Below are 23,942 nucleotides of genomic sequence, written 5' to 3'. Positions count from 1 at the left end.
GGGGGGGCGCGCCGCGCGCCCCCCCCGCCATCAGCCGGCGGGGTGGGGCTCGCTAACGCCCCCCGGCGGCTTTTGGGCCGCGGGGACCGGGGCGGAGCCCCGGGGGCTTCGGTGCAGCCGGGCTTCGCGCACGGTCGCGGGGTCTCCGCGTGAGCCCGCAGGAGCCGCCGCGGCGGCGGGTGCCGGGGCCCGGGCGGCCCCGGCCGGCCGGAGCGGAGCGGGCGCGGGCAACGGCCCGGCCCGCCACCCGACGCCCCGCCCCCGCGAGGAAACCGCACACGATCCGCCTCGGCGCCCCCAAGCCCCGCCTGCGCCTCGTCAGCGTCGCGCTGACGCTCGTCATGCTCGCCTTCGTCGTACGGCTCCTCCAGGTCCAGGCGGTCGACGCCTCCGCGTACTCCGCCAAGGCCTCCCAGAACCGGTTCGCCAGCTACACCCTGGCAGCCGAGCGCGGGGAGATCACCGACCGCAAGGGCGTCGCGCTCGCGACCAGCGTGGACGCGTACGACATCACCGCCGACCCGCAGATGTTCACCCCGCAGGAGAGCAAGGCCCCGGACGCCCCCGAGCAGGCGGCCGCCCTCCTCGCCCCGATCATCGGCAAGGACGCCAAGGAGCTCACCGAGCGCCTGAAGACGAAGAACACCCGCTACGTCGTCCTCGCCCGGCGCCAGACCCCCCAGGTCTGGAACCAGATCAAGGGCCTCAAGAAGGTCTTCGCGGACAAGGCGGCCGCCGACAAGCGCAACAACGGCCCCGGCGCCAACGTCATCGCGGGCGTGTTCAACGAGAACAGCAGCAAGCGCGTGTACCCGAACGGCGATCTCGCCGCCGGGATACTGGGTTACGTCAACGCCGAGGGCAAGGGCGCCGGCGGCCTGGAGTCCTCCCTGGACAAGAAGCTGGCCGGCAAGGACGGCGAGCTCAGATACGCCCAGTCCGGCGGCCGGCGCGTGCCGACCGCCGGGTCCAGCGAGAAACCGGCCGTGCCCGGACAGGACGTCGAGCTGACCATCGACCGCGACATCCAGTGGGCCGCGCAGAGCGCGATCACCGAGCAGGTCGAGAAGTCCGGTGCCGACCGCGGGTACGTCATCGTCCAGGACACCCGCACCGGCGAGGTCCTCGCCATGGCCAACGCCCCCGGCTTCGACCCCAACGACCTGACCAAGGCCAGCTCGGCCGCCATGGGCAACGCCGCCCTCCAGGACGTGTACGAGCCCGGCTCCACCGCCAAGGTGATGTCGATGGCCGCCGTGCTGGAGGAGAAGAAGGCGACCGCCGAGACGCACGTAGAGGTGCCGAACCGGCTGCACCGCGGCGACCGGCTGTTCAAGGACGACATCGACCACCCGACCTGGTACCTGACCCTCAACGGGGTCCTCGCCAAGTCCTCCAACATCGGCACCATCCTGGCCACCGGCCAGCTCGGCACGACGCAGCCGGACGCGAACAAGGTCCTGTACTCGTACCTGAACAAGTTCGGCATCGGACAGCCCACCGGCCTGAACTACCCGGGCGAGTCCCGGGGCATCCTCGCCAAGCCCGAGGCCTGGTCCACCTCGCAGCAGTACACGATCCCCTTCGGCCAGGGCCTGTCCCTCAACGCCATGCAGGCGGCCTCCGTGTACTCGACCATCGCCAACGGCGGCGTCCGCATCCAGCCGACCCTGGTCCGCGGCACCAAGGGCCCCGACGGCCGCTTCACCCCGGCCCCGGCGCCCCCGAAGACCCAGGTGGTCAGCCCGGAGACCGCCAAGACCCTCGCGGAAATGCTGGAGTCGGTGGTCGACGACCAGGAGGGCACCGGCACCAAGGCCCGCATCCCCGGCTACCGGGTCGGCGGCAAGACCGGCACCTCCAACCGGGTGGATCCGGCCACCGGCCGCTACAAGGGCTACACCGCCTCCTTCGCCGGTTTCGCACCGGCCGACAAACCCCGCGTCACCGTCTACTGCGCCATCCAGAACCCCACCAAGGGCAGCTACTTCGGCGGCCAGATCTGCGGGCCCATCTACAAGAAGGTCATGGAGTTCGCCCTCAAGACCCTCCAGGTCGCCCCCACCGGAACCGCCCCGGCCGGGCTCCCGGTCACCTACGAACCCGGCGCGCAGCCCGGCCCGCAGCCGAGCCCGCAGCCGGGCCAGTGACCACCGGTCCGGCCGGCCCGCCCGAGAAATGCGTGAGGCACCACCAGTGACAACGATCACCCCCAAACCCGGGAACCGCGCGGACACCGGCGCCGAGGCCGGGCCCTCGCTTCGCGACCGGCCCGCCGGGCCCGGTACGCTCACCGCCGTGCCCCACGCCGATCAGCCCAGAACCACCCAGAACGATGCACCGGCAGCGCCGCCGGGAGCACCGCGCCCCCTGTCCGCCCGACCGACCCCGCTCGGCGAGCTGGCAGACCTGCTGGGAGCCCAAGCCCCCGCAGGACCGCAGCGGACCCCTGGCGTCCGGATCACCGGCATCACGCACGACTCCCGTGCCGTGCGCCCCGGAGACCTCTACGCGGCCCTGCCCGGAGCCAAGCTGCACGGCGCGGACTTCGCCGCCCAGGCGGCCGCCCTCGGCGCCGTGGCCGTGCTGACCGACCCGGTCGGCGCTGACCGCGCCGCGGCCACCGGGCTCCCGGTCCTCGCCGTCGCCGACCCGCGCGGCCGGATGGGCGAACTGGCCGCCGCGATCTACGGACGGCCGGGCGAGGGCCTGCTCCAGATCGGCATCACCGGCACCTCCGGCAAGACCACCACGGCGTACCTCGTCGAAGGCGGTCTGCGCGGCGCCGGACGCAAGACGGGCCTCATCGGCACCGTCGAGATGCGGGTCGGGGACGAGCGCATCAAGTCCGAGCGCACCACCCCCGAGGCCACCGATCTCCAGGCGCTCTTCGCGGTCATGCGCGAACGCGGGGTCGAGGCCGTGGCCATGGAGGTCTCCAGCCACGCGCTGGTGCTCGGCCGGGTCGACGGCTGCGTCTTCGACGTGGCCGTCTTCAACAACCTGAGCCCGGAACACATGGAGTTCCACACCGGCATGGAGGACTACTTCCAGGCCAAGGCGCAGCTCTTCACCGAACGCCGGGCCCGGCTCGGCGTGGTCAACATCGACGACGAGTACGGCCGGCGGCTCGCCAAGGAGTCGCCGATCCCGGTGGTCACCTTCTCCGCCGCCGGGGACCCGGCCGCCGACTGGCGCGCCGAGGACGTGGTCTCGGGCCACATGGACTCGACGCTGACCCTGGTGGGCCCGGCCGGCCAGCGCGTCCGCGCCACCGCCCCGCTGCCCGGCCCGTTCAACGTGGCCAACACTGTCGCCGCCGTGGTCACCCTCGCGGCCGCCGGCCTCGACCCGCAGACCGCCGCCGACGGCATCGCCGCGGTCCCCGGGGTTCCCGGCCGGCTGGAGCGGGTGGACGCGGGCCAGCCGTACCTGGCCGTCGTCGACTACGCGCACAAGACGGACGCCGTCGAATCGGTCCTGCGGGCCCTGCGCGAGGTCACCACCGGCAAGCTCCACCTCGTACTCGGCTGCGGCGGCGACCGCGACACCACCAAGCGGGCCCCGATGGGCGCCGCGGCCGCCCGGTTCGCCGACACCACCGTGCTCACCTCCGACAACCCGCGCTCCGAGGACCCCCTCGCGATCCTCGCCGCGATGTTCGAAGGCGCCGTGTCCGTCCCCGCCGCCGAGCGCGGCACCGTCCTCGTCGACGCCGACCGGGCGGCGGCCATCGCCGCGGCCGTGGCGCGCGCCGAGGCCGGCGACACCGTGCTGGTGGCCGGCAAGGGCCACGAGCAGGGGCAGGACATCGCAGGCGTCGTACGTCCCTTCGACGACCGCGCGGTCCTGCGCGCGGCCATCGAGACCCAAGCGCAGCAGCGTGCCCGACAGGCCGAGGTGAACCAGTAGTGATCGCCCTTTCCCTCGCCGAGATCGCCGACATCACCGGCGGGCGGCCCCACGACATACCGGATCCGTCCGTCCGCATCACCGGGCCGGTGGTCATCGACTCCCGGCAGGTGGAGCCCGGCAGCCTGTTCGCCGCGTTCGCCGGCGAGCAGGTCGACGGCCACGACTACGCCGAGCGGGCGGTGGCCGCCGGTGCCGCGGCAGTGCTCGCGGCCCGGCCCGTCGGCGTACCCGCCGTCGTCGTCCCCGACGTGGAGAAGGCGCTCGGCGCCCTCGCCCGGGCGGTCGTCGAGCGGCTGGGCACCGACGTGGTGGCCCTGACCGGCTCCGCCGGGAAGACCTCCACCAAGGACCTCATCGCGCAGGTGCTCCAGGCCCACGCGCCCACGGTGTGGACGCCCGGCTCCCTCAACAACGAGATCGGCCTCCCGCTCACCGCCCTGAAGGCGACGGAGGAAACCCGGCACCTGGTGCTGGAGATGGGCGCCCGGGGCATCGGCCACATCGACTACCTCACCGGTCTGACGCCCCCGCGGATCGGCCTCGTGCTGAACGTGGGGACCGCCCACATCGGGGAGTTCGGCGGCCGCGAACAGATCGCCCAGGCCAAGGGCGAGCTGGTGGAGGCCCTGCCGGCGGCGGCCGACGGCGGCATCGCCGTCCTGAACGCCGACGACCCCCTGGTCCGCCCGATGTCCGCCCGCACGAAGGCCCGTACGGTCCTCTTCGGTGAGGCCGAGGACGCCGACGTACGGGCCACCGAAGTGCGCATGACGCCCGAGGGACAGCCCTCGTTCACACTCCACACACCCACCGGGTGCGGCGAAGTGACCTTGCGGCTGTACGGTGAGCACCACGTGTCGAACGCGCTCGCCGCGGCCGCCGTCGCCCATGTACTGGGCATGTCCACCGAGGAGATCGCCACCGCGCTCTCCGGAGCGGGCACCTTGTCCCGGTGGCGGATGGAGGTCACCGAGCGGGCGGACGGCGTGACGATCGTCAACGACGCCTACAACGCGAACCCCGAGTCCATGCGGGCCGCCCTGCGCGCGCTTGCCGCGATGGGCGGCGCCGCCAGGGCCAACGGGGGACGTACGTGGGCGGTGCTCGGTCCCATGGCCGAGCTCGGTGACGCATCGCTCGCCGAGCACGACGCGGTGGGACGGCTTGCCGTCCGGCTCAACGTGAGCAAGCTCGTAGCAGTCGGGGGCAGGGAAGCGTCCTGGCTGCAACTGGGCGCATATAACGAGGGTTCGTGGGGTGAGGAGTCGGTGCTCGTGTCCGACGCGCAGGCGGCGGTCGACCTGTTGCGCAGTGAACTGCGCCCGGGTGACGTCGTGCTGGTGAAGGCTTCCAGGTCCATTGGTCTGGAGCGGGTCGCGCTGGCGTTGCTGGAGCGCGAGGGCGAGGTCGCCGGCCGATGAGGCAGATCCTGTTCTCCGGAGTCATCGGACTCTTCCTCACGCTCATCGGCACCCCGCTGCTGATCAAGGGTCTGGCCCGCAAGGGCTACGGCCAGTTCATCCGTGACGACGGTCCGCGCGGCCACGCCGGGAAGAAGGGCACGCCCACCATGGGCGGCATCTCCTTCATCCTGGCCACGCTGATCGCGTACGCCCTCACCAAGGTGATCACCGGCAGTTCGCCGACCTTCTCGGGCCTGCTCGTCCTCATGCTGATGGCGGGCATGGGACTGGTCGGGTTCCTCGACGACTACATCAAGATCGTCAAGCAGCGTTCGCTCGGTCTGCGGGCCAAGGCCAAGATGGCCGGTCAGCTGATCGTGGGCATCGCCTTCGCGGTGCTCGCGCTCCAGTTCAAGGACGCGCGCGGACTCGCCCCGGCCTCCACCAAGCTGTCGTTCGTCACGGACTTCGGCTGGCAGATCGGCCCGGTGCTGTTCGTGGTCTGGGCGCTGTTCATGATCCTGGCGATGTCCAACGGCGTGAACCTGACCGACGGTCTGGACGGCCTGGCCACCGGCGCCGCCGTGATGGTCTTCGGCGCCTACACGTTCATCGGCGTCTGGCAGTACCAGGAGTCCTGCGCCAACGCGCAGACCCTGACCAACCCGGCCGCCTGCTTCGAGGTACGGGACCCACTGGACCTCGCGGTCGTCGCCTCCGCCCTGATGGGCGCCTGCTTCGGCTTCCTGTGGTGGAACACCTCGCCGGCCAAGATCTTCATGGGTGACACCGGTTCGCTGGCACTGGGCGGTGCGCTCGCCGGTCTCGCGATCTGCTCCCGCACGGAGTTCCTGATGGCACTCCTCGGCGGTCTCTTCGTCCTCATCACCATGTCGGTCGTCATCCAGGTCGGCTCCTTCAAGCTGACCGGGAAGCGCGTCTTCCGGATGGCGCCACTCCAGCACCACTTCGAACTCAAGGGGTGGTCCGAGGTCCTTGTCGTGGTCCGCTTCTGGATCATCCAGGGCATGTGCGTCATCGTGGGTCTCGGACTCTTCTACGCAGGATGGGCAGCGGACAAGTGAGCGGCACCGACCTGGCCGGCGTGCTCGGCCCCGACGCCCTGGGCCGGCTGGGTCTGCCCGGCCGGATCACCGTGGCCGGCCTCGGCATCAGCGGTCTCAGCGCCGCCCGTGCCCTGGCCGGGCTCGGAGCGCGGGTGACCGTCGTCGACAACGGGGACGGTGACGCGCACCGGACGAAGGCCGCCGAACTCGGGGAACTGGGCATCGAGGTCCGTATCGGGCACCTGCCCGACGGAACCCGGGCCGGGGAGGTCCTGCCCGAGGGCACCGGGCTGGTCGTCACCTCGCCCGGCTGGCAGCCGCAGAGCCCGCTCTTCCTGGCCGCGGCCGAGGCGGGCGTCGACGTCGTCGGCGATGTCGAGATCGCCTGGCGCCTGCGCGGCGTGGGTGTCGCGCTCCGCGCGGCCCGGGCGGCCGCGGGCATCGGCCCGGCGGGCGATTCCGCCGCCGTGGCCGCCGGGACGGACGGGGCCGAGCCCGCCGGTTCCGCCCGGACACCCGAACGCGGCGCGGCCGAATGGCTCGCGATCACCGGCACCAACGGCAAGACCACCACCACCCAGATGCTCGCCTCGATCCTGAAGGCACAGGGTCTGCGGACCGCGGCCGTCGGGAACATCGGCACCCCGATCATCGACGTGGTGCTCGGCGAGGAGACGTACGACGTCCTCGCGGTCGAGCTCTCCAGCTACCAGCTGCACTGGGCGCCCTCCGTGCGCGCCCACTCCGCGGCCGTCCTCAACCTGGCTCCGGACCACCTGGACTGGCACGGCTCGATGGAGGCGTACGCCGCCGACAAGGGCCGGATCTACGAGGGCAACACGGTGGCCTGCGTCTACAACGCCGCCGACAAGGCCACCGAGGACCTGGTCGTCGAAGCGGACGTCGAGGAGGGCTGCCGGGCGATCGGCTTCACCCTCGGCGCCCCCGGCCCCTCCATGCTGGGCGTGGTCGACGGCATCCTCGTCGACCGGGCCTTCGTGGAGAACCGGCAGAAGAACGCCCAGGAGCTCGCCGAGGTCGCGGACGTCAACCCGCCGGCCCCGCACAACATCGCCAACGCGCTCGCCGCGGCGGCGCTGGCCCGCGCCTTCGGCGTCGAGCCGCGCGCCGTCCGCGACGGCCTGCGGGCCTTCAGGCCCGACGCGCACAGGGTCAGCCACGTGGACGAGGTGGACGGGGTCACGTACATCGACGACTCCAAGGCCACCAACACCCATGCCGCCGAGGCCTCCCTGGCGGCCTTCGAGCCGGTCGTCTGGATCGCCGGCGGCCTCGCCAAGGGCGCGACCTTCGACGAGCTCGTGAAGAAGGCGGCGAAGCGGCTGCGCGGCGTCGTGCTGATCGGCGCCGACCGGGCGCTGATCGCCGAGGCACTGGCGCGACACGCCCCGCAGGTCCCGGTCGTGGACCTCGAACGGACCGACACTGGGGCGATGCTCGCGGCGGTCCGGGAAGCGGCCCGGCTCGCGGAAACCGGGGACACGGTTCTCCTGGCCCCCGCGTGTGCCTCGATGGACATGTTCGCGAACTACAACAAGCGCGGGGACGCGTTCGCCGACGCGGTGCGCGAACTGGCCGCCGAGAAGGCCTAGACGGCCCGGACGGCCCGGGTCCGGGGCTCCGACCCGCCGGCTGCTCGCCTCGCCTCGGTACGAGTGGAGGGGAAGATCACAGATGCCGGCCAAGCAAGTGCTGCCGGGACGGCGGCCGTCCGCCGCCAAGGCGGCCAGATCCGACAAGGCCGAGCGGACCGCCAAGGCATCCGGGGCCGGCCGGACACTGGGCCGCAAACGGCCCGCCGGCAGCGCGAAGCGGGGCCCCCCCGGCGGGGGCCCGGGCGCGCTCGGGCGTGGCCCCCGCCCGCTAGCCGGCGCCGGGGGGCCACCCCCCCCCCCCCCGGCGCCCCCCGCTCGCCCCCGGGGGGGGGCCCGCCCCCGGCCCCGCACGCCCCCGCCGGCCCCCCCCCGGGGCCCCCCCCGGGGGGGCCCCCTGGCCGGTCTGCGGCGTACGCAGCGGCAGTTGCGCCGGGCCTGGGACCGTCCCCTCACCGCGTATTACCTGATTTTCGGCAGCTCCCTGCTCATCACCGTGCTCGGCCTGGTGATGGTCTACTCGGCCTCGATGATCAAGGCGCTCCAGCTCGGCCTCGGCGACGCGTACTTCTTCAAGAAGCAGTTCCTCGCGGCCGCGATCGGCGCCGTACTGCTCTTGATCGCCTCCCGGATGCCCGTCAAACTCCACCGGGCGCTGTCCTATCCCGTGCTCGCCGGCACGCTCTTCCTGATGGCGCTGGTCCAGGTCCCCGGGATAGGCGTATCGATCAACGGCAACCAGAATTGGATCTCCCTTGGCGGTCCGTTCATGCTCCAGCCCAGTGAGTTCGGCAAGCTGGCACTCATCCTCTGGGGCGCCGACCTGCTGGCGCGCAAGGGGGAGCGGGACCTGCTGAGCCAGTGGAAACACCTGCTGGTCCCGCTGGTCCCGGTCACCTTCCTGCTGCTCGGGCTCATCATGCTGGGCGGGGACATGGGCACCGCGATGATCCTCGGAGCCATCCTGTTCGGCCTGTTGTGGCTGGCCGGGGCGCCGACCCGGATGTTCGCGGGCGTACTGGCCTGCGCGGGCGCGCTCGTCGCGCTGTTCATCAAGATCAGCCCGCACCGCATGGACCGGCTCGCGTGCATCGGCGCGACCGACCCGGGCAAAAACGACCTTTGCTGGCAGGCCGTCCACGGGATCTACGCCCTGGCCTCCGGCGGATGGTTCGGTTCCGGGCTGGGTGCGAGTGTGGAAAAATGGGGGCAACTGCCAGAGGCCCACACCGACTTCATCTTCGCCATCACCGGCGAGGAACTGGGGCTGGCGGGGACGCTGTCGGTGCTCGCCCTGTTCGCGGCCCTAGGCTATGCGGGTATCCGCGTGGCCGGACGCACGGAGGACCCCTTCGTACGCTATGCCGCGGGAGGCGTGACCACCTGGATCACGGCGCAGGCCGTGATCAACATCGGTGCGGTGCTCGGTCTGCTGCCGATCGCCGGGGTCCCGCTCCCGCTGTTCTCGTACGGGGGGTCGGCCCTGCTTCCGACCATGTTCGCGGTCGGACTGCTCATCGCGTTCGCGCGTGAGGAGCCGGCGGCGCGCGCGGCGCTCGCGATGCGCAAGCCGAAGAACGGCCGGGCGCGGACCGGGCTGAGATGGAAGTCGATGAGACGGCGCGTCAAGAAGCGTCCGTCCGGAGAGCGGTGAATTTCGGTGCATGTCGTACTAGCCGGTGGGGGGACCGCCGGCCACATCGAGCCGGCGCTGGCCCTCGCGGACGCCCTGCGCAGGCGGGACCCCTCCGTGGGCATCACCGCCCTCGGCACGGAACGCGGGCTCGAAACCCGCCTGGTGCCCGAGCGCGGCTACGAGCTGGGACTGATCCCGGCCGTCCCACTGCCCCGTAGGCCCACGCCCGAGCTGATCACCGTCCCCGGACGGCTGCGCGGCACCATCAAGGCCGCCGAGGAGATCCTGGAGCGCACCAAGGCCGACTGCGTCGTCGGCTTCGGCGGCTACGTGGCCCTGCCCGGCTATCTCGCGGCCAAGCGCCTCGGGGTGCCGATCATCGTCCACGAGGCCAACGCCCGGCCCGGACTGGCGAACAAGATCGGCTCCCGGTACGCGTACGCCGTCGCGGTCTCCACGCCCGACAGCAAGCTGCGCGGCTCCCGCTACGTGGGCATCCCGCTGCGCCGCTCCATCTCCACCCTGGACCGGGCCGCGGTCCGCCCCGAGGCGCGTGCCGCCTTCGGGCTGGACCCCAACCTGCCGACGCTGCTGGTCTCCGGCGGCTCGCAGGGCGCCCGCCGCCTCAACGAGGTGATCGAGCAGGTCGCGCCGACCCTCCAGCGCTCCGGGGTCCAGATCCTGCACGCGGTCGGGCCGAAGAACGAACTGCCGCGTGTCGACAACATGCCCGGGATGCCGCCGTATGTGCCGGTACCGTACGTGGACCGGATGGATCTCGCGTACGCCGCCGCCGACATGATGCTGTGCCGGGCGGGCGCGATGACCGTCGCCGAACTCTCCGCCGTCGGGCTGCCCGCCGCCTACGTCCCGTTGCCGATCGGCAACGGCGAACAGCGGCTCAACGCCCAGCCGGTGGTCAAGGCCGGCGGCGGCCTGCTCGTGGACGACGCGGAACTGACGCCCCAGTGGGTGCTCAGCCAGGTCCTCCCGGTCCTCGCCGACCCGCACCGCCTGTACGAGATGTCCCGCGCGGCCGCCGAGTTCGGCCGCCGGGACGCCGACGAGCTGCTGGTCGGCATGGTGTACGAGGCGATCGCCGCCAACAGGACCCGCTGAGCCGGGAGAGCACCGACGCAGGAGGCACAGGAGTGGCCGGAGCGAGCACCGCGGAACGCGGCAACCCCGGACCCGCCCGCCAGGGCAAGGGGTCCGGCTCCCTCAAGCGGCCCAAGGCCCCCAAAGCCCCCAAGTCGCCCAAGGCGCCGAGGGGATCCGGCTCCGGGGGGCCCGGCGGACCGCGGTGGCGCGGTCCGCTCCTGCCGGAGGGCCTGCGCCGGGGCCCCGCCCTGGTGGCGGGGCTCGTCCTCGCGGTGCTCCTGGCCGCCGGCTGCACCTGGGTGCTCTACGGCTCCTCCTGGCTCCGGGTCGAGAAGGTCTCCGCGGGCGGCACCGAGGTCCTGACCCCGGAACAGGTGCTCACCGCGGCGGCCGTGCCCGTCGGCGCGCCCATGGTGTCCGTGGACACCGGCGAGATCGAAACCCGGCTCCGCGGCCGGCTGCCCCGCATCGATTCGGTCGAGGTGGTGCGGTCCTGGCCGCACGGAATCGGGCTCAAGGTGACGGAACGCAAGCCGGTTCTGCTCATCAAAAAGGGCACCGACTTCGTGGAAGTGGACGTTTCCGGTGTGCGATTCGACACGGTTCCGAAAGCACCCGCGGGTGTTCCGGTCCTCGAACTGACCGCGGACCGCTCCCCGAGCGGCCGTCGTTTCGACGAGGAACGGCTGCTGCACGAGGCCGTCGGGATCGCGGGCGGCCTCCCGGAAGCCGTCCGCAAGGAGACCGTGCAGGTCAAGGTGGGCTCGTACGACTCGGTGGTACTGGAGTTGACGCGGGGTCGGACCGTGATCTGGGGGAGCGGCGAACAGGGGGAGGCGAAAGCTCGCGCTCTGTCCGCACTCCTGAAGGTCTCGCCCAAGGCCGAGCGCTTCGACGTGAGCGTCCCCACCGCCCCGGCGGTGTCCGGTAGTTGACGTCCGGTCGAACAGCGACGCACCCTGGTTGGCCACCGATACGGGTGATCACATAGGGTGAAAAGAAAAACGGGAGGTTCGGCGTGTTCGTTGAACACGCGCTACTTGTCGACTTAGTGTCCTGTTCGGAAGAGTCCAAGGAACAGATACACCCCTAACCCTAAACTTCAGGGTGAGGGTTCGGGTCGGCGTTGTAACGGACCGTCCCTATTTCGGCATCAGTCGTCGCACCGCAGGCCCGCGAGGCGAACGACACGTAACTCGAGGCGAGAGGCCTTCGACGTGGCAGCACCGCAGAACTACCTCGCAGTCATCAAGGTCATCGGTGTCGGCGGCGGTGGTGTCAATGCCATCAACCGAATGATCGAGGTCGGTCTCAAGGGCGTCGAGTTCATCGCCATCAACACGGACGCCCAGGCGCTGTTGATGAGCGACGCCGACGTCAAGCTCGACGTCGGCCGGGAACTGACCCGGGGCCTTGGCGCCGGCGCCAACCCGGATGTCGGCCGCAAGGCGGCAGAGGACCACCGCGAGGAGATCGAGGAGGTCCTCAAGGGGGCCGACATGGTCTTCGTCACCGCCGGAGAAGGCGGCGGCACCGGAACGGGCGGCGCACCTGTCGTCGCCAACATCGCGCGCTCGCTGGGAGCCCTGACGATCGGTGTGGTCACCCGGCCGTTCACCTTCGAGGGCCGGCGTCGCGCCAACCAGGCCGAGGACGGCATCGCCCAGCTCCGCGAGCAGGTCGACACCCTCATCGTCATCCCCAACGACCGGCTGCTGTCCATCTCGGACCGGCAGGTCAGCGTCCTCGACGCCTTCAAGTCGGCCGACCAGGTCCTGCTTTCGGGCGTCCAGGGCATCACCGACCTCATCACGACCCCGGGTCTGATCAACCTCGACTTCGCGGACGTCAAGTCCGTGATGTCCGAGGCGGGCTCGGCCCTGATGGGCATCGGCTCGGCCCGCGGCGACGACCGCGCGGTGGCCGCGGCCGAGATGGCGATCTCCTCGCCGCTGCTGGAGGCGTCCATCGACGGCGCCCGCGGCGTGCTGCTCTCCATCTCCGGCGGCTCGGACCTCGGTCTCTTCGAGATCAACGAGGCCGCGCAGCTGGTGAGCGAGGCCGCGCACCCCGAGGCGAACATCATCTTCGGCGCCGTGATCGACGACGCGCTCGGCGACGAGGTGCGGGTCACCGTGATCGCGGCCGGGTTCGACGGCGGACAGCCCCCGGCCCGCCGGGACAACGTCATCGGTGCCGCGTCCACCAAGCGCGAGGAGCCGGCTCCGGTTCCGGTCCGCTCCGCGGAGCCGGTCCGTCCGGCCTTCGGCGGACTCGGCTCGGTCACCCCGCGTGAGGAGCCGGTTCGCGAGCCGGTCCAGGTCGCCGAGGCGCCCGCGCCGCAGGTCCCGACGGCCCGCCCGTACCAGGACAGCCCGGCCGAAGAACTGGATGTCCCGGACTTCTTGAAGTGACCCTGGAGCAGCACAGCGAGAGCGGCGCCCACTTCGCCTTCACCGACCGGTGGGGCGGGGTGAGCGCCGTTCCGTACGAAGAGCTCAACCTCGGCGGCGCGGTCGGAGACGACCCGGCCGCCGTTCGTGCGAACCGGACGGCCGCGGCGAAGGCGCTGGGCATCGCGCCGGACCTGGTGGTCTGGATGAACCAGGTGCACGGCCGGGACGTCGCGGTGGTCGACGGCCCCTGGGCCGCCGACATGGCCATCCCGTCCGTGGACGCGGTGGTGACCGCCCGTCGGGGGCTCGCCCTCGCGGTCCTCACCGCCGACTGCACCCCCGTCCTGCTGGCCGACCCCGTCGCCGGCATCGCGGGAGCCGCCCACGCGGGGCGGCCCGGACTGGTCGCGGGGGTGGTGACCGCCGCCGTGGAGGCGATGGTCTCGCTCGGCGCCGACCCCGCGCGCATGGTCGCCCGTACCGGACCCGCGGTGTGCGGCCGCTGCTACGAAGTTCCCGCCGAGATGCGGGCGGCGGTGGCCGAGGTGGTGCCCGCCGCCTACGCCGAGACCAGCTGGGGGACACCGGCCGTCGACGTGGTCGCCGGGGTGCACGCGCAGCTGGCCGAGGCGGGGGTGGTGAACTCGTACCGCTCCCCGGTCTGCACACTGGAGTCGCGGGACCACTTCTCGTACCGCCGCGACCGGGTGACCGGGCGGCTCGCCGGATATGTCTGGTTGGACTGACGAATGACGGATCGTAAGGCCGAGCTCGCCGAGAACCTCGCGCGGGTGGAGGAGCGGATCGCCTCCGCCTGTGCGGCCGCGGGCCGCGGGCGGGAAGAGGTGACCCTCATCGTGGTCACCAAGACCTATCCGGCGAGCGACGTACGACTGCTGGCGGACCTGGGTGTCCGTCACATGGCGGAAAACCGGGACCAGGACGCGGCCCCCAAGGCCGCGGCCTGCACGGATCTGCCGATCGCCTGGCACTTCGTCGGTCAGTTGCAGACGAACAAAGTCCGTTCCGTGGCGGGATACGCGCATGTGGTGCAGTCGGTCGACCGGCCGAAGCTCGTCACGGCGCTCTCGGCGGCCGCGGAGGGCGCCGGGCGGGAACTGGGCTGCCTGGTGCAGATCGCCCTCGACGCCGAGTCGGGTGAGCGGGGGGCCCGCGGAGGCGCCGCACCCGAGCAGCTCGCCGAGTTGGCGGACCTCGTGGCGGCGGCTCCCGGACTGCGCATCGACGGGCTCATGACGGTCGCGCCGCTGGCCGGGCAGTACGCGGGACGCGAACAGGCGGCCTTCGAGCGGCTGGTGGAATTGTCATCCCGCCTGCGCGCGGACCATCCTGCTGCCACGATGGTGTCGGCCGGGATGAGCGCAGACCTGGAACAGGCCGTTGCGGCCGGTGCGACACATGTACGCGTCGGCACTGCGGTACTCGGCGCGAGACCCCGGCTCGGGTAACGTCGCGAAGAAAGTCGGACCACAGCAGAAAATATGGTCATTACCGCTGATGGCGGGCAGACCACGTGGATCGCGGGCAGTTGGTGACATTCGTGACACGGCGAGACACCTGCGACAGGGCGATCCACCACAGAGCGGAGGACTCAGAGAATGGCCGGCGCGATGCGCAAGATGGCGGTCTACCTCGGCCTCGTGGAGGACGACCGGTACGACAACCCGGGGTACGACCCCGACGACGAGTTCGAACCCGAGCCGGAACCGGACCGGGAGCGCCGCCGACAGCAACCGGCTTCGCATCAAACGCCCGTATCGGACGAACCGGTACGAGTCGCACAGCCGCCGGCGCAGCGGGAGCCCGTCCCAATTCCGGTTGAAAACGGACGTCCTGCGCGAATTGCCCCCGTGGCATCCATCACACCCGAACGCTCGATTCTGGAGAAGAACGCCCCCGTGATCATGCCCAAGGTCGTCTCCGAGCGGGAGCCGTACCGCATCACGACGCTGCACCCCCGGACCTACAACGAGGCCCGTACCATCGGGGAACACTTCCGTGAGGGCACTCCGGTGATCATGAACCTCACGGAGATGGACGACACGGACGCGAAGCGTCTCGTGGACTTCGCCGCCGGCCTCGTGTTCGGTCTGCACGGCAGCATTGAACGCGTGACACAGAAGGTGTTCCTGCTGTCGCCTGCTAACGTCGATGTCACGGCGGAGGACAAGGCCCGCATCGCGGAGGGCGGGTTCTTCAACCAAAGCTAGACCGATCCGTCAGATACGGGACCGGGAACTGAGCGGGAGCAGGGGAGAGGGAAGCGCGGGATGGGCGTAGCACTGCAAGTGGTCTACATCGCTCTGATGTGCTTCCTGATCGTGCTCATCTTCCGACTGGTCATGGACTACGTGTTCCAGTTCGCACGCTCATGGACCCCCGGCAAGGCGATGGTGGTCGTTCTGGAGGCCACCTACACTGTCACCGATCCACCGCTCAAGCTTCTCCGGCGGCTCATCCCGCCGTTGCGTCTCGGGGGCGTGGCACTCGACCTGTCCTTCTTCGTTCTGATGATCATCGTTTACATCCTCATCAGTTTCGTGAGCACCGCTGCGAGAAGCGTGTGAACGATGAGCTTCCCCGCAGGCGCGGGGACAGTCCCGATACGGTCCTGCCGACTGCCGACGACTACGTAGAGGTGAAGAAGACATGCCGCTGACTCCCGAGGACGTGCGGAACAAGCAGTTCACGACCGTCCGCCTGCGAGAGGGCTATGACGAGGACGAGGTCGATGCCTTCCTCGACGAGGTCGAGTCCGAACTGACGCGCCTGCTGCGCGAGAACGAGGACCTGCGCGCCAAGCTGGCGGCCGCCACGCGTGCCGCCGCGCAGAACCAGCAGCAGCAGGGCATGCGCAAGCCGGAACCCCAGGACCAGCGTGGCCCCGGCGCCCCCGTGCCCGCGGCCATATCCGGCCCGCCGCAGCAGCAGCCCCAGATGGGTCCGCCGCAGCTGCCGGGCGGACAGCCGCAGCTGCCGGCCGGCCCCGGTGGACACGGACCGCAGGGTCCGGGCCCGATGGGCGGCCCCATGCAGCAGCACACCATGGGTGGCCAGCAGCAGATGGGCCAGCAGGGCATGGGTGGCCCGCAGCAGATGGGCCAGCAGGGCATGGGCCAGCAGGGCCCCGGCCTGATGGGCGGCCCGATGCAGGCACAGCAGCAGCAGTCCATGGGCGGCCAGAACCCGCTCGGCCAGCCGATGGGCCAGCAGATGCAGCCGATGGGGCAGCAGATGCAGCCCATGGGCCAGCAGATGCACCAGCAGCAGCAGCCGCAGCAGCTTCCGCAGCAGGGCCCCGGTGGCGACAGTGCCGCCCGTGTCCTCTCGCTCGCCCAGCAGACCGCGGACCAGGCGATCGCGGAGGCCCGCTCCGAGGCCAACAAGATCGTCGGCGAGGCCCGTTCGCGAGCCGAGGGCCTGGAGCGGGACGCCCGCGCCAAGGCCGACGCGCTGGAGCGGGACGCGCAGGAGAAGCACCGCGTCGCGATGGGCTCCCTGGAGTCCGCCCGCGCCACGCTGGAGCGCAAGGTCGAGGACCTGCGAGGCTTCGAGCGTGAGTACCGCACCCGCCTGAAGTCCTACCTGGAATCGCAGCTGCGCCAGCTGGAGACCCAGGCCGACGACTCGCTGGCCCCGCCGCGGAACCCCGCCGGTCCCGCGCTGCCGCCGTCGCCGACCCCGTCGATGGCCCCGGCCGGTGCGATGCACTCCATGGGCGGTCCGTCCATGGGCGGCCCGTCGCCGATGGGTGGTCCGTCCCCGATGGCCCCGTCCTACGGTGGCGGTCAGCAGCAGATGTCCCCGGCGATGACGCAGCCGATGGCTCCGGTGCGGCCGGCTGCTCCGCAGCCGATGCAGCAGGCGCCGTCTCCCATGCGGGGCTTCCTGATCGACGAGGACGACAACTAAGCGGTATCCGTCGGCAGACGGTCGGGCCGGGGCGCGTGCGCCGCTGCGCGGGTAGGGGAAAGCAAAGCGGCCCGCACCCCCCCCGGGCGGGGGGACGCGGGCCGCTCGGGCCGAAGGGTTACGCCTTGCGGAGGCGGAAGGTCAGGCCCAGGGGCTCGTCCGTGAACGGGTCGCCGTACGTGGCGTCCGCTTCGCCGGACGCGTAGTCCGTGGCCAGGACCTCGTCCGCGATGAGCGAAGCGTGGTCCGTCAGGGCCGTCACCAGCTCCGGGTCCGCGGAGGACCAGCGGAGCGCGATGCGGTCGGCCACGTCGAGGCCGGAGTTCTTCCGGGCCTCCTGGATCAGCCGGATCGCGTCACGGGCCAGGCCCGCCAGCCGCAGCTCCGGGGTGATCTCCAGGTCCAGCGCGACCGTCGCGCCCGAGTCGGACGCCACCGACCAGCCCTCGCGCGGGGTCTCCGTGATGATGACCTCCTCCGGGGTGAGGGTGACCGGCGCACCGTCCACCTCCACCGAGGCCTCGCCGGAGCGGAGCGCCAGCGACAGCGCCGCCGCGTCCGCCGCGGCCACGGCCTTGGCCACGTCCTGCACGCCCTTGCCGAACCGCTTGCCCAGCGCCCGGAAGTTCGCCTTGGCCGTCGTGTCCACCAGGGACCCGCCGACCTCCGACAGGGAGGCCAGGGAGGAGACGTTCAGCTCCTCCGTGATCTGGGACCGCAGCTCCGGGGAGAGCGCCTCGAAGCCCGTCACGGCCACCAGCGCCCGCGACAGCGGCTGGCGCGTCTTCACGCCGGACTCGGCCCGCGTGGCGCGGCCCAGCTCCACGAGGCGGCGTACCAGCAGCATCTGCTGGGACAGGACCGGATCGATCGCCGAGGTGTCCGCGACCGGCCAGGTGGACAGGTGCACCGACTCCGGGGCCTCCGGCGAGACCGGGACGATCATGTCCTGCCAGACCCGCTCCGTGATGAAGGGGGTCAGGGGCGCCAGGAGCCGGGTGACCGTCTCCACGACCTCGTGCAGCGTGCGCAGCGCGGCCGCGTCGCCCTGCCAGAAGCGGCGGCGCGAGCGGCGGACGTACCAGTTGGACAGGTCGTCCACGAAGGACGAGAGCAGCTTGCCCGCGCGCTGGGTGTCGTACGACTCCATCGCCTCCGTCACCTCGGACACGAGGGTGTGGAGCTCCGAGAGCAGCCAGCGGTCCAGGACCGTGCGGTCCGCCGGCGCGGGGTCGGAGGCCGAGGGCGCCCAGTTCGAGGTACGGGCGTACAGCGCCTGGAAGGCGACCGTGTTCCAGTACGTGAGGAGCGTCTTGCGGACGACCTCCTGGATCGTGCCGTGGCCGACCCGGCGGGCCGCCCACGGGGAGCCGCCGGCCGCCATGAACCAGCGCACCGCGTCCGCGCCGTGCTGGTCCATGAGCGGGATCGGCTGGAGGATGTTGCCCAGGTGCTTGGACATCTTGCGGCCGTCCTCGGCGAGGATGTGGCCCAGGCAGACCACGTTCTCGTAGGAGGACTTGTCGAAGACCAGGGTGCCGACCGCCATCAGCGTGTAGAACCACCCGCGCGTCTGGTCGATGGCCTCCGAGATGAACTGCGCCGGGTAGCGCTTCTCGAAGATCTCCTTGTTCTTGTACGGGTAGCCCCACTGCGCGAACGGCATCGAGCCCGAGTCGTACCAGGCGTCGATGACCTCGGGCACGCGGACGGCTTCCAGGGAGCAGCCCTCGGCCGTGCAGGGGAAGGTGACCTCGTCGATGTACGGGCGGTGCGGGTCCAGGTCCGAGAGGTCCGTGCCCGTCAGCTCGCTCAGCTCCGCGCGGGAGCCGATGCACGTGAGGTGGTTCTCCTCGCAGCGCCAGATCGGCAGCGGGGTGCCCCAGTAGCGGTTGCGGGACAGCGCCCAGTCGACGTTGTTGTTCAGCCAGTCGCCGAAGCGGCCCTGCTTCACCGAGTCCGGGAACCAGTTCGTCTTCTCGTTCTCCCGCAGCATCGCGTCCTTGACCGCGGTGGTGCGGACGTACCAGGACGGCTGCGCGTAGTACAGCAGCGCGGTGTGGCAGCGCCAGCAGTGCGGGTAGCTGTGCTCGTAGGCGATGTGCTTGAAGAGCAGGCCGCGCGCGTCGAGGTCGGCGGTGAGCTTCTCGTCGGCCTTCTTGAAGAAGACGCCGCCGACGAGCGGGGTGCCCTCCTCGAAGGTGCCGTCGGGGCGGACCGGGTTCACGACGGGCAGGCCGTACGCGCGGCAGACCGCGAGGTCGTCGGCGCCGAAGGCGGGGGACTGGTGGACCAGACCGGTGCCGTCCTCGGTCGTGACGTACTCGGCGTTCACGACGTAGTGGGCGGGCGCCGGGAACTCGACGAGCGCGAAGGGGCGCTCGTAGGTCCAGCGCTCCATCTCCTTGCCCGTGAAGGTCTGGCCGGTGGCCTCCCAGCCCTCGCCGAGGGACTTCTCCAGCAGCGGCTCGGCGACGACCAGCTTCTCTGAGTCCTCGCCGCCGGTACGGCGCGCGACGACGTACGTGACGTCGGGGTGCGCGGCCACGGCGGTGTTGGAGACCAGGGTCCAGGGGGTGGTCGTCCAGACCAGGAGCGCCGCCTCGCCCGCCAGGGGGCCGGAGGTCAGCGGGAAGCGGACGTAGACCGAGGGGTCGACGACCGTCTCGTAGCCCTGCGCCAGCTCGTGGTCGGAGAGGCCGGTGCCGCAGCGCGGGCACCAGGGGGCGACGCGGTGGTCCTGGGTGAGCAGGCCCTTGTTGAAGATCTCCTTCAGCGACCACCACACGGACTCGACGTACTCGGGGTCCATGGTCCGGTAGGCGTCGTCCAGGTCGACCCAGTAGCCCATGCGGGTCGTGAGCTCGGTGAACGCGTCGGTGTGGCGGGTCACGGACTCGCGGCACTTGGCGTTGAACTCGGCGATGCCGTACGCCTCGATGTCCTTCTTGCCGTTGAAGCCCAGTTCCTTCTCGACGGCGAGCTCGACGGGCAGGCCGTGGCAGTCCCAGCCGGCCTTGCGGGCCACGTGGTAGCCGCGCATGGTGCGGAAGCGGGGGAAGACGTCCTTGAAGACGCGGGCCTCGATGTGGTGCGCGCCGGGCATGCCGTTGGCGGTGGGCGGGCCCTCGTAGAAGACCCACTCGGGGCGTCCCTCGGACTGCTCCAGGGTCTTGGCGAAGGTCTTGCTCTCGCGCCAGAAGTCGAGGACCGCGTGCTCAAGGGCAGGCAGGTCGACCTGGGCGGGTACCGGGCGGTACTGCGGCGGTGTGGTCATGAGGCTGAACTCTTCCTCCGGCGGGGTGTCACTTCCGTCCGGAGGGACGAGAGCCGAAATGACGCTGCTCCCGCGGTACCACCCTCCTTGGCCTGCGGACCTGCGGTCCGACGGCCCCCTCGATTGGGGTGCGAAGCCGGTTCTACGGGCCTACGGGCACCCCTGCGGGCTCCCTGCGGCCTTCTTCCGGCGGCTCCGGGGTGATCCTTCGCATCGCGCTCGCCCCCGGGCTCTCACCGTCCCCGGGTCGCTCCTGGCTGCGTCCGACGCTACTCGTCCCCATCCATGCCTTTCGCTGGGCCCAGTGTACGGGCCGGGGCGCGGGTCGGCAGACCTGTTTCGGGGTGTGGCGCCGCTCCTGCCCGAGGGGGCCGGACGGCGGGGGGAATGACCCGAATGGGCCGACGGGCCGGTCCCGGGTGGCGTGGGGCGGGTGGGGCGGATTACCGGGCTCCCGGCTGGGCACAACGGATGCAGGTTGCCCTTGATGGACGCGTGCCCCGTTGCCGTGGGCCCGGAGTCGATTTATCGTTCCGGCACGATTCGCGAGCAATGATCACAGTATGTGAAGGGGCCGCGGCCATGGTGGCGAAGAAGACCGCCGGGAGTACTGCCAAGAAGGCTGTCGGAAAGGCTGCGGAGGAGCCGGCGGCGGAGCCGGTGACGGAGGTCGTGCCTGCCGGGAAGGCGCCGGCCGCGAAGAAGACGGCCGCTGTGAACAAGACGGCCGCCGAGAAGACGCCCGCCGTCAAGAAGGCGGCCGCGAAGAAGGCCACGGCCAAGGCGGCCGGGGCCGAGGGGGAGGCGCACCCCGCGCCAGAGACGGGAGCCCGCAAAGTGGTTGCCAAGAAGAGCACCGGCACGGCCAGGAAGACGGCCGCGTCCGCGACCAGTGGGCTGCGCAAGACGCCGGCCGCCGAGGCCACGGCGCCGGGCGAGCTCGCCGTACGGCCCGGCGAGGAACCCTGGACCCCGGAGGAGGTGGCCGAGGCCCGCAGCGAGCTGCTGAGCGAGATGCTGCGGCTGCGCACCGAGCTCGACGCCTCCGAGGTGGCCATCTCCGGCCTGATGCGGGACTCCGGCGACGGCGCGGGCGACGACCAGGCGGACACCGGCACCAAGAACATCACCCGCGAGTCCGAGCTGGCCCTCGCGGCGAACGCCCACTCGATGCTGGAACAGACCGAGCGGGCCCTGGAGCGGCTGGAATCGGGTACGTACGGACTCTGCGAGAACTGCGGCAAGCCCATCGGCAAGGCGAGGATGCAGGCCTTCCCGCGGGCCACGCTGTGCGTGGACTGCAAGCAGAAGCAGGAGCGGCGGCACTAGGCGGTCCCTCGGCGGCGTCCGGAGGGTCGGCTGACGTACCCTCGTGTCTCGTCAGGGTCCAGGAACCTGGCGGGGCGGTCGGCGCAGTGCCGTCCGACACCCTGGTTCGAGCTAGTTCGAGGGACTCACGTGGCAGAGGCGGAGCGCATCATCGGTACGCCGGAGGTCGGGGAAGACGGCACCCAGCCGGAGTCCGCCGCGCCCAAGGGGCGGCGGCGGATCGCGGCCCTGCTCGTGGTGGCGGTGCTGGCCTACCTGCTCGACCTCGGCAGCAAGATGCTGGTCGTCGCGAAGCTGGAGCACCAGCCGCCGATCCAGATCGTCGGGGACCTGCTGAAGTTCGAGGCGATCCGCAATCCGGGCGCCGCCTTCGGCTTCGGCGAGGCCTTCACGATCATCTTCACTTGCATCGCCGCCACGGTCATCGTGGTGATCGTGCGCCTCGCGCGGAAGCTGTACAGCCTGCCGTGGGCGATCGCGCTGGGCCTGCTGCTGGGCGGTGCGCTGGGCAATCTGACCGACCGGATCTTCCGCTCGCCGGGCGTCTTCCGGGGTGCGGTCGTCGACTTCATCGCGCCCGCCCACTTCGCGGTCTTCAACCTCGCGGACTCGGCGATCGTGTGCGGCGGGATCCTGATCGTGCTGCTGTCGTTCAAGGGCCTGGACCCGGACGGCAGCATCCACAAGGACTGATCCAAGGGCTCATCGGGACCTAGGGCGGACCGGGAGCGGACCGGGTGCGGGCATGATCGCGGGACCGGGCGTCCGTCCGGTCCTGCATACTCGACAGGTGAGTACGATTCCCGAGATCCGAACCCTGCCCGTTCCCGATGGCCTCGAGGGCGAGCGCGTCGACGCCGCCATCGCCCGTATGTTCGGGTTTTCCCGGACGAAGGCGGCCGAACTCGCGGCCGCGGGGAAGGTGTCGGTCGACGGCAGTGTCGTCGGGAAGTCCGAGCGTGTGCACGGTGGCGCCTGGCTCGAAGTCGAAATGCCCGAGCCCCCGCGCAAGGTCGAGCTCGTCGCCGAGCCCGTACCCGGCATGGAGATCGTCCATGACGACGACGACATCGTCGTCATCATGAAGCCGGTCGGCGTCGCCGCCCACCCCAGCCCCGGCTGGACCGGAACCACCGTCATCGGCGGCCTCGCCGCCGCCGGCTACCGGATCTCCACCTCCGGCGCCTCCGAGCGCCAGGGCATCGTGCACCGCCTCGACGTCGGCACGTCCGGCCTGATGGCCGTCGCGAAGTCGGAGCGCGCGTACACCTCGCTGAAGAACCAGTTCCGCGAGCGGATCGTCGACAAGCGCTACCACGCGCTGGTGCAGGGCCACCCGGACCCGATGAGCGGCACGATCGACGCGCCGATCGGGCGCCACCCCAGCGCCGACTACAAGTGGGCCGTGACCCAGGAGGGCAAGCCCTCCGTCACCCACTACGACCTGATCGAGGCGTTCCGCGCCGCGTCGCTGCTGGACATCAAGCTGGAGACCGGCCGCACGCACCAGATCCGCGTGCACATGGCCGCCCACCGCCACCCGTGCGTCGGCGACCTGACTTACGGCGCCGACCCGACCGTCGCGAAGCGCCTCGGGCTCACCCGCCAGTGGCTGCACGCCGTACGGCTCGGCTTCGAGCACCCGTCGGACGGCCAGTGGGTGGAGTTCGCCAGCACCTACCCGGCGGACCTGCAGAACGCGCTGGACGTGATCCGCAAGGAGAGCGAGTGACGGCCGTCTCGGTACGGGTCGTCTCCACGGAGGCGGACCTCAAGGCCTGCTTCGCCGTGCGGACCGAGGTGTTCGTGGTCGAGCAGTCCGTGCCCGAGTCGATCGAGTACGACACGTACGACGAGATCGCCGTGCACGTGCTGGCCGAAGGGCCGGACGGGGTCCCGCTGGGCACCGGCCGGCTGCTGCACGGGCCGGACGCCCTGGCCAAGACCGGATCCCCGGAGGTCGGCTCGCTGGGCCGGCTGGCCGTACGGAAGTCCGCGCGCGGGCTGGGCGTCGGGGTCGCGCTGGTCCGGGCGATCGAGGCGGAGGCCGAGAGGCTGGGCCTCGGGTTCGTGGACCTGGGCGCGCAGACGCATGCGCTGGGCTTCTACGAGCGGCTGGGGTACGTGGCCTACGGCCCGGAGTTCGAGGACGCGGGCATCCCGCACCGCTCGATGAGGCGCGCCCTCCGCTAGTCCTGCGGCGCCGTCGCCGGGGGCCAGCCCCCGGACCCCCGCGCCTCAAACGCCGGCGGGGTGGTGCTCGCCCTGGTGC

19 protein-coding genes are annotated in these 23,942 nt (G+C 71.3%); 18 read left to right on the top strand and 1 reads right to left on the bottom strand.

Annotated elements, in window-relative coordinates; genetic code table 11:
* Nucleotides 1-149: 149 nt before the first annotated feature.
* The 14 genes from ACFXDJ_RS12295 (at nucleotide 150) to ACFXDJ_RS12230 (ending at nucleotide 17,064) form a co-directional block, all read left to right on the top strand.
* Nucleotides 150-2,150 (top strand): peptidoglycan D,D-transpeptidase FtsI family protein, encoded by a 2,001-nt coding sequence (locus tag ACFXDJ_RS12295; RefSeq protein WP_384848970.1) that lies wholly within the window; start codon nucleotides 150-152, stop codon nucleotides 2,148-2,150.
* Between the two features lie 46 nt (nucleotides 2,151-2,196).
* A complete protein-coding gene (locus ACFXDJ_RS12290) occupies nucleotides 2,197-3,912 on the top strand; it encodes a UDP-N-acetylmuramoyl-L-alanyl-D-glutamate--2,6-diaminopimelate ligase (RefSeq protein ID WP_384848967.1) in 1,716 nt (571 codons plus the stop codon).
* The gene (murF, locus tag ACFXDJ_RS12285; protein ID WP_384659400.1) at nucleotides 3,912-5,336 is read left to right on the top strand and encodes a UDP-N-acetylmuramoyl-tripeptide--D-alanyl-D-alanine ligase; all 1,425 of its coding nucleotides are present in this window, start codon (nucleotides 3,912-3,914) and stop codon (nucleotides 5,334-5,336) included. Before ACFXDJ_RS12290 ends, murF begins: the two co-directional genes overlap by 1 nt.
* Nucleotides 5,333-6,403 (top strand): phospho-N-acetylmuramoyl-pentapeptide-transferase, encoded by a 1,071-nt coding sequence (gene mraY / locus ACFXDJ_RS12280; RefSeq protein ID WP_384659397.1) that lies wholly within the window; start codon nucleotides 5,333-5,335, stop codon nucleotides 6,401-6,403. Before murF ends, mraY begins: the two co-directional genes overlap by 4 nt.
* Nucleotides 6,385-7,998, top strand: a complete 1,614-nt coding sequence (gene murD / locus ACFXDJ_RS12275; protein WP_384659394.1) for a UDP-N-acetylmuramoyl-L-alanine--D-glutamate ligase — start codon at nucleotides 6,385-6,387, stop codon at nucleotides 7,996-7,998. The genes mraY and murD overlap by 19 nt, the downstream gene beginning before the upstream one ends.
* A 187-nt stretch (nucleotides 7,999-8,185) precedes the next feature.
* Nucleotides 8,186-9,652, top strand: coding sequence for a putative lipid II flippase FtsW (gene ftsW, locus ACFXDJ_RS12270; RefSeq protein ID WP_384849033.1), 1,467 nt, complete (start codon nucleotides 8,186-8,188; stop codon nucleotides 9,650-9,652).
* A 6-nt stretch (nucleotides 9,653-9,658) separates the two neighbouring features.
* Nucleotides 9,659-10,753: an undecaprenyldiphospho-muramoylpentapeptide beta-N-acetylglucosaminyltransferase gene (gene murG / locus ACFXDJ_RS12265; RefSeq protein ID WP_384848963.1), complete on the top strand. Its 1,095-nt coding sequence runs from the start codon at nucleotides 9,659-9,661 to the stop codon at nucleotides 10,751-10,753.
* A gap of 32 nt (nucleotides 10,754-10,785) precedes the next feature.
* A complete protein-coding gene (locus tag ACFXDJ_RS12260) occupies nucleotides 10,786-11,670 on the top strand; it encodes a cell division protein FtsQ/DivIB (protein ID WP_384659387.1) in 885 nt (294 codons plus the stop codon).
* Nucleotides 11,671-11,952: 282 nt separating this feature from the next.
* Nucleotides 11,953-13,149, top strand: a complete 1,197-nt coding sequence (ftsZ, locus tag ACFXDJ_RS12255) for a cell division protein FtsZ (protein WP_384659384.1) — start codon at nucleotides 11,953-11,955, stop codon at nucleotides 13,147-13,149.
* A complete protein-coding gene (gene pgeF, locus ACFXDJ_RS12250; RefSeq protein WP_384659381.1) occupies nucleotides 13,146-13,877 on the top strand; it encodes a peptidoglycan editing factor PgeF in 732 nt (243 codons plus the stop codon). The genes ftsZ and pgeF overlap by 4 nt, the downstream gene beginning before the upstream one ends.
* Before the next feature lie 3 nt (nucleotides 13,878-13,880).
* The gene (locus ACFXDJ_RS12245) at nucleotides 13,881-14,600 is read left to right on the top strand and encodes a YggS family pyridoxal phosphate-dependent enzyme (RefSeq protein ID WP_384659378.1); all 720 of its coding nucleotides are present in this window, start codon (nucleotides 13,881-13,883) and stop codon (nucleotides 14,598-14,600) included.
* 150 nt (nucleotides 14,601-14,750) lie between these two features.
* A complete protein-coding gene (gene sepF / locus ACFXDJ_RS12240) occupies nucleotides 14,751-15,362 on the top strand; it encodes a cell division protein SepF (protein ID WP_384659375.1) in 612 nt (203 codons plus the stop codon).
* Nucleotides 15,363-15,422: 60 nt separating this feature from the next.
* Entirely contained in the window at nucleotides 15,423-15,719 is a 297-nt protein-coding gene (locus ACFXDJ_RS12235; protein ID WP_112450285.1) for a YggT family protein, read from the top strand.
* Between the two features lie 82 nt (nucleotides 15,720-15,801).
* The gene (locus tag ACFXDJ_RS12230; RefSeq protein ID WP_384848959.1) at nucleotides 15,802-17,064 is read left to right on the top strand and encodes a DivIVA domain-containing protein; all 1,263 of its coding nucleotides are present in this window, start codon (nucleotides 15,802-15,804) and stop codon (nucleotides 17,062-17,064) included.
* A gap of 118 nt (nucleotides 17,065-17,182) precedes the next feature.
* Here the strand turns inward: ACFXDJ_RS12230 and ileS are convergent, their stop codons facing one another.
* On the bottom strand, nucleotides 17,183-20,341 hold the full coding sequence (gene ileS, locus ACFXDJ_RS12225) for an isoleucine--tRNA ligase (RefSeq protein WP_384663086.1): 3,159 nt from the start codon (nucleotides 20,339-20,341) through the stop codon (nucleotides 17,183-17,185).
* A 582-nt stretch (nucleotides 20,342-20,923) separates the two neighbouring features.
* Here ileS and ACFXDJ_RS12220 point away from each other — a divergent pair.
* The 4 genes from ACFXDJ_RS12220 to ACFXDJ_RS12205 all read left to right on the top strand — a co-directional run bounded on the left by ACFXDJ_RS12220 (nucleotide 20,924) and on the right by ACFXDJ_RS12205 (nucleotide 23,863).
* Nucleotides 20,924-21,670 carry a TraR/DksA family transcriptional regulator gene (locus tag ACFXDJ_RS12220; RefSeq protein WP_384663088.1) on the top strand — a complete coding sequence of 249 codons (747 nt, stop codon included), beginning with the start codon at nucleotides 20,924-20,926 and terminating at the stop codon, nucleotides 21,668-21,670.
* A 129-nt stretch (nucleotides 21,671-21,799) separates the two neighbouring features.
* The gene (lspA, locus tag ACFXDJ_RS12215; RefSeq protein ID WP_384663090.1) at nucleotides 21,800-22,363 is read left to right on the top strand and encodes a signal peptidase II; all 564 of its coding nucleotides are present in this window, start codon (nucleotides 21,800-21,802) and stop codon (nucleotides 22,361-22,363) included.
* 97 nt (nucleotides 22,364-22,460) lie between these two features.
* Nucleotides 22,461-23,402 carry an RluA family pseudouridine synthase gene (locus tag ACFXDJ_RS12210; RefSeq protein ID WP_384663092.1) on the top strand — a complete coding sequence of 314 codons (942 nt, stop codon included), beginning with the start codon at nucleotides 22,461-22,463 and terminating at the stop codon, nucleotides 23,400-23,402.
* A complete protein-coding gene (locus ACFXDJ_RS12205; RefSeq protein WP_384663094.1) occupies nucleotides 23,399-23,863 on the top strand; it encodes a GNAT family N-acetyltransferase in 465 nt (154 codons plus the stop codon). Before ACFXDJ_RS12210 ends, ACFXDJ_RS12205 begins: the two co-directional genes overlap by 4 nt.
* The last annotated feature ends 79 nt before the right edge of the window (nucleotides 23,864-23,942 follow it).

The organism is Streptomyces sp. NPDC059443 (genome assembly GCF_042750105.1).
Lineage (GTDB): Bacteria > Actinomycetota > Actinomycetes > Streptomycetales > Streptomycetaceae > Streptomyces.
Note: the sequence above shows the minus strand (reverse complement) of the source record. Positions and strands in the feature narration are given on the sequence as shown.

Excerpts from the sequence above, each read along its gene's own strand:
- mraY (WP_384659397.1), top strand. The coding sequence starts at position 5,333 with ATGAGGCAGATCCTGTTCTCCGGAGTCATCGGACTCTTCCTCACGCTC.
- murD (WP_384659394.1), top strand. The coding sequence starts at position 6,385 with ATGGGCAGCGGACAAGTGAGCGGCACCGACCTGGCCGGCGTGCTCGGC.
- ACFXDJ_RS12245 (WP_384659378.1), top strand. The coding sequence starts at position 13,881 with ATGACGGATCGTAAGGCCGAGCTCGCCGAGAACCTCGCGCGGGTGGAG.
- sepF (WP_384659375.1), top strand. The coding sequence starts at position 14,751 with ATGGCCGGCGCGATGCGCAAGATGGCGGTCTACCTCGGCCTCGTGGAG.
- ACFXDJ_RS12235 (WP_112450285.1), top strand. The coding sequence starts at position 15,423 with ATGGGCGTAGCACTGCAAGTGGTCTACATCGCTCTGATGTGCTTCCTG.
- ACFXDJ_RS12230 (WP_384848959.1), top strand. The coding sequence starts at position 15,802 with ATGCCGCTGACTCCCGAGGACGTGCGGAACAAGCAGTTCACGACCGTC.
- ileS (WP_384663086.1), bottom strand. The coding sequence starts at position 20,341 with ATGACCACACCGCCGCAGTACCGCCCGGTACCCGCCCAGGTCGACCTG.
- ACFXDJ_RS12220 (WP_384663088.1), top strand. The coding sequence starts at position 20,924 with ATGGTGGCGAAGAAGACCGCCGGGAGTACTGCCAAGAAGGCTGTCGGA.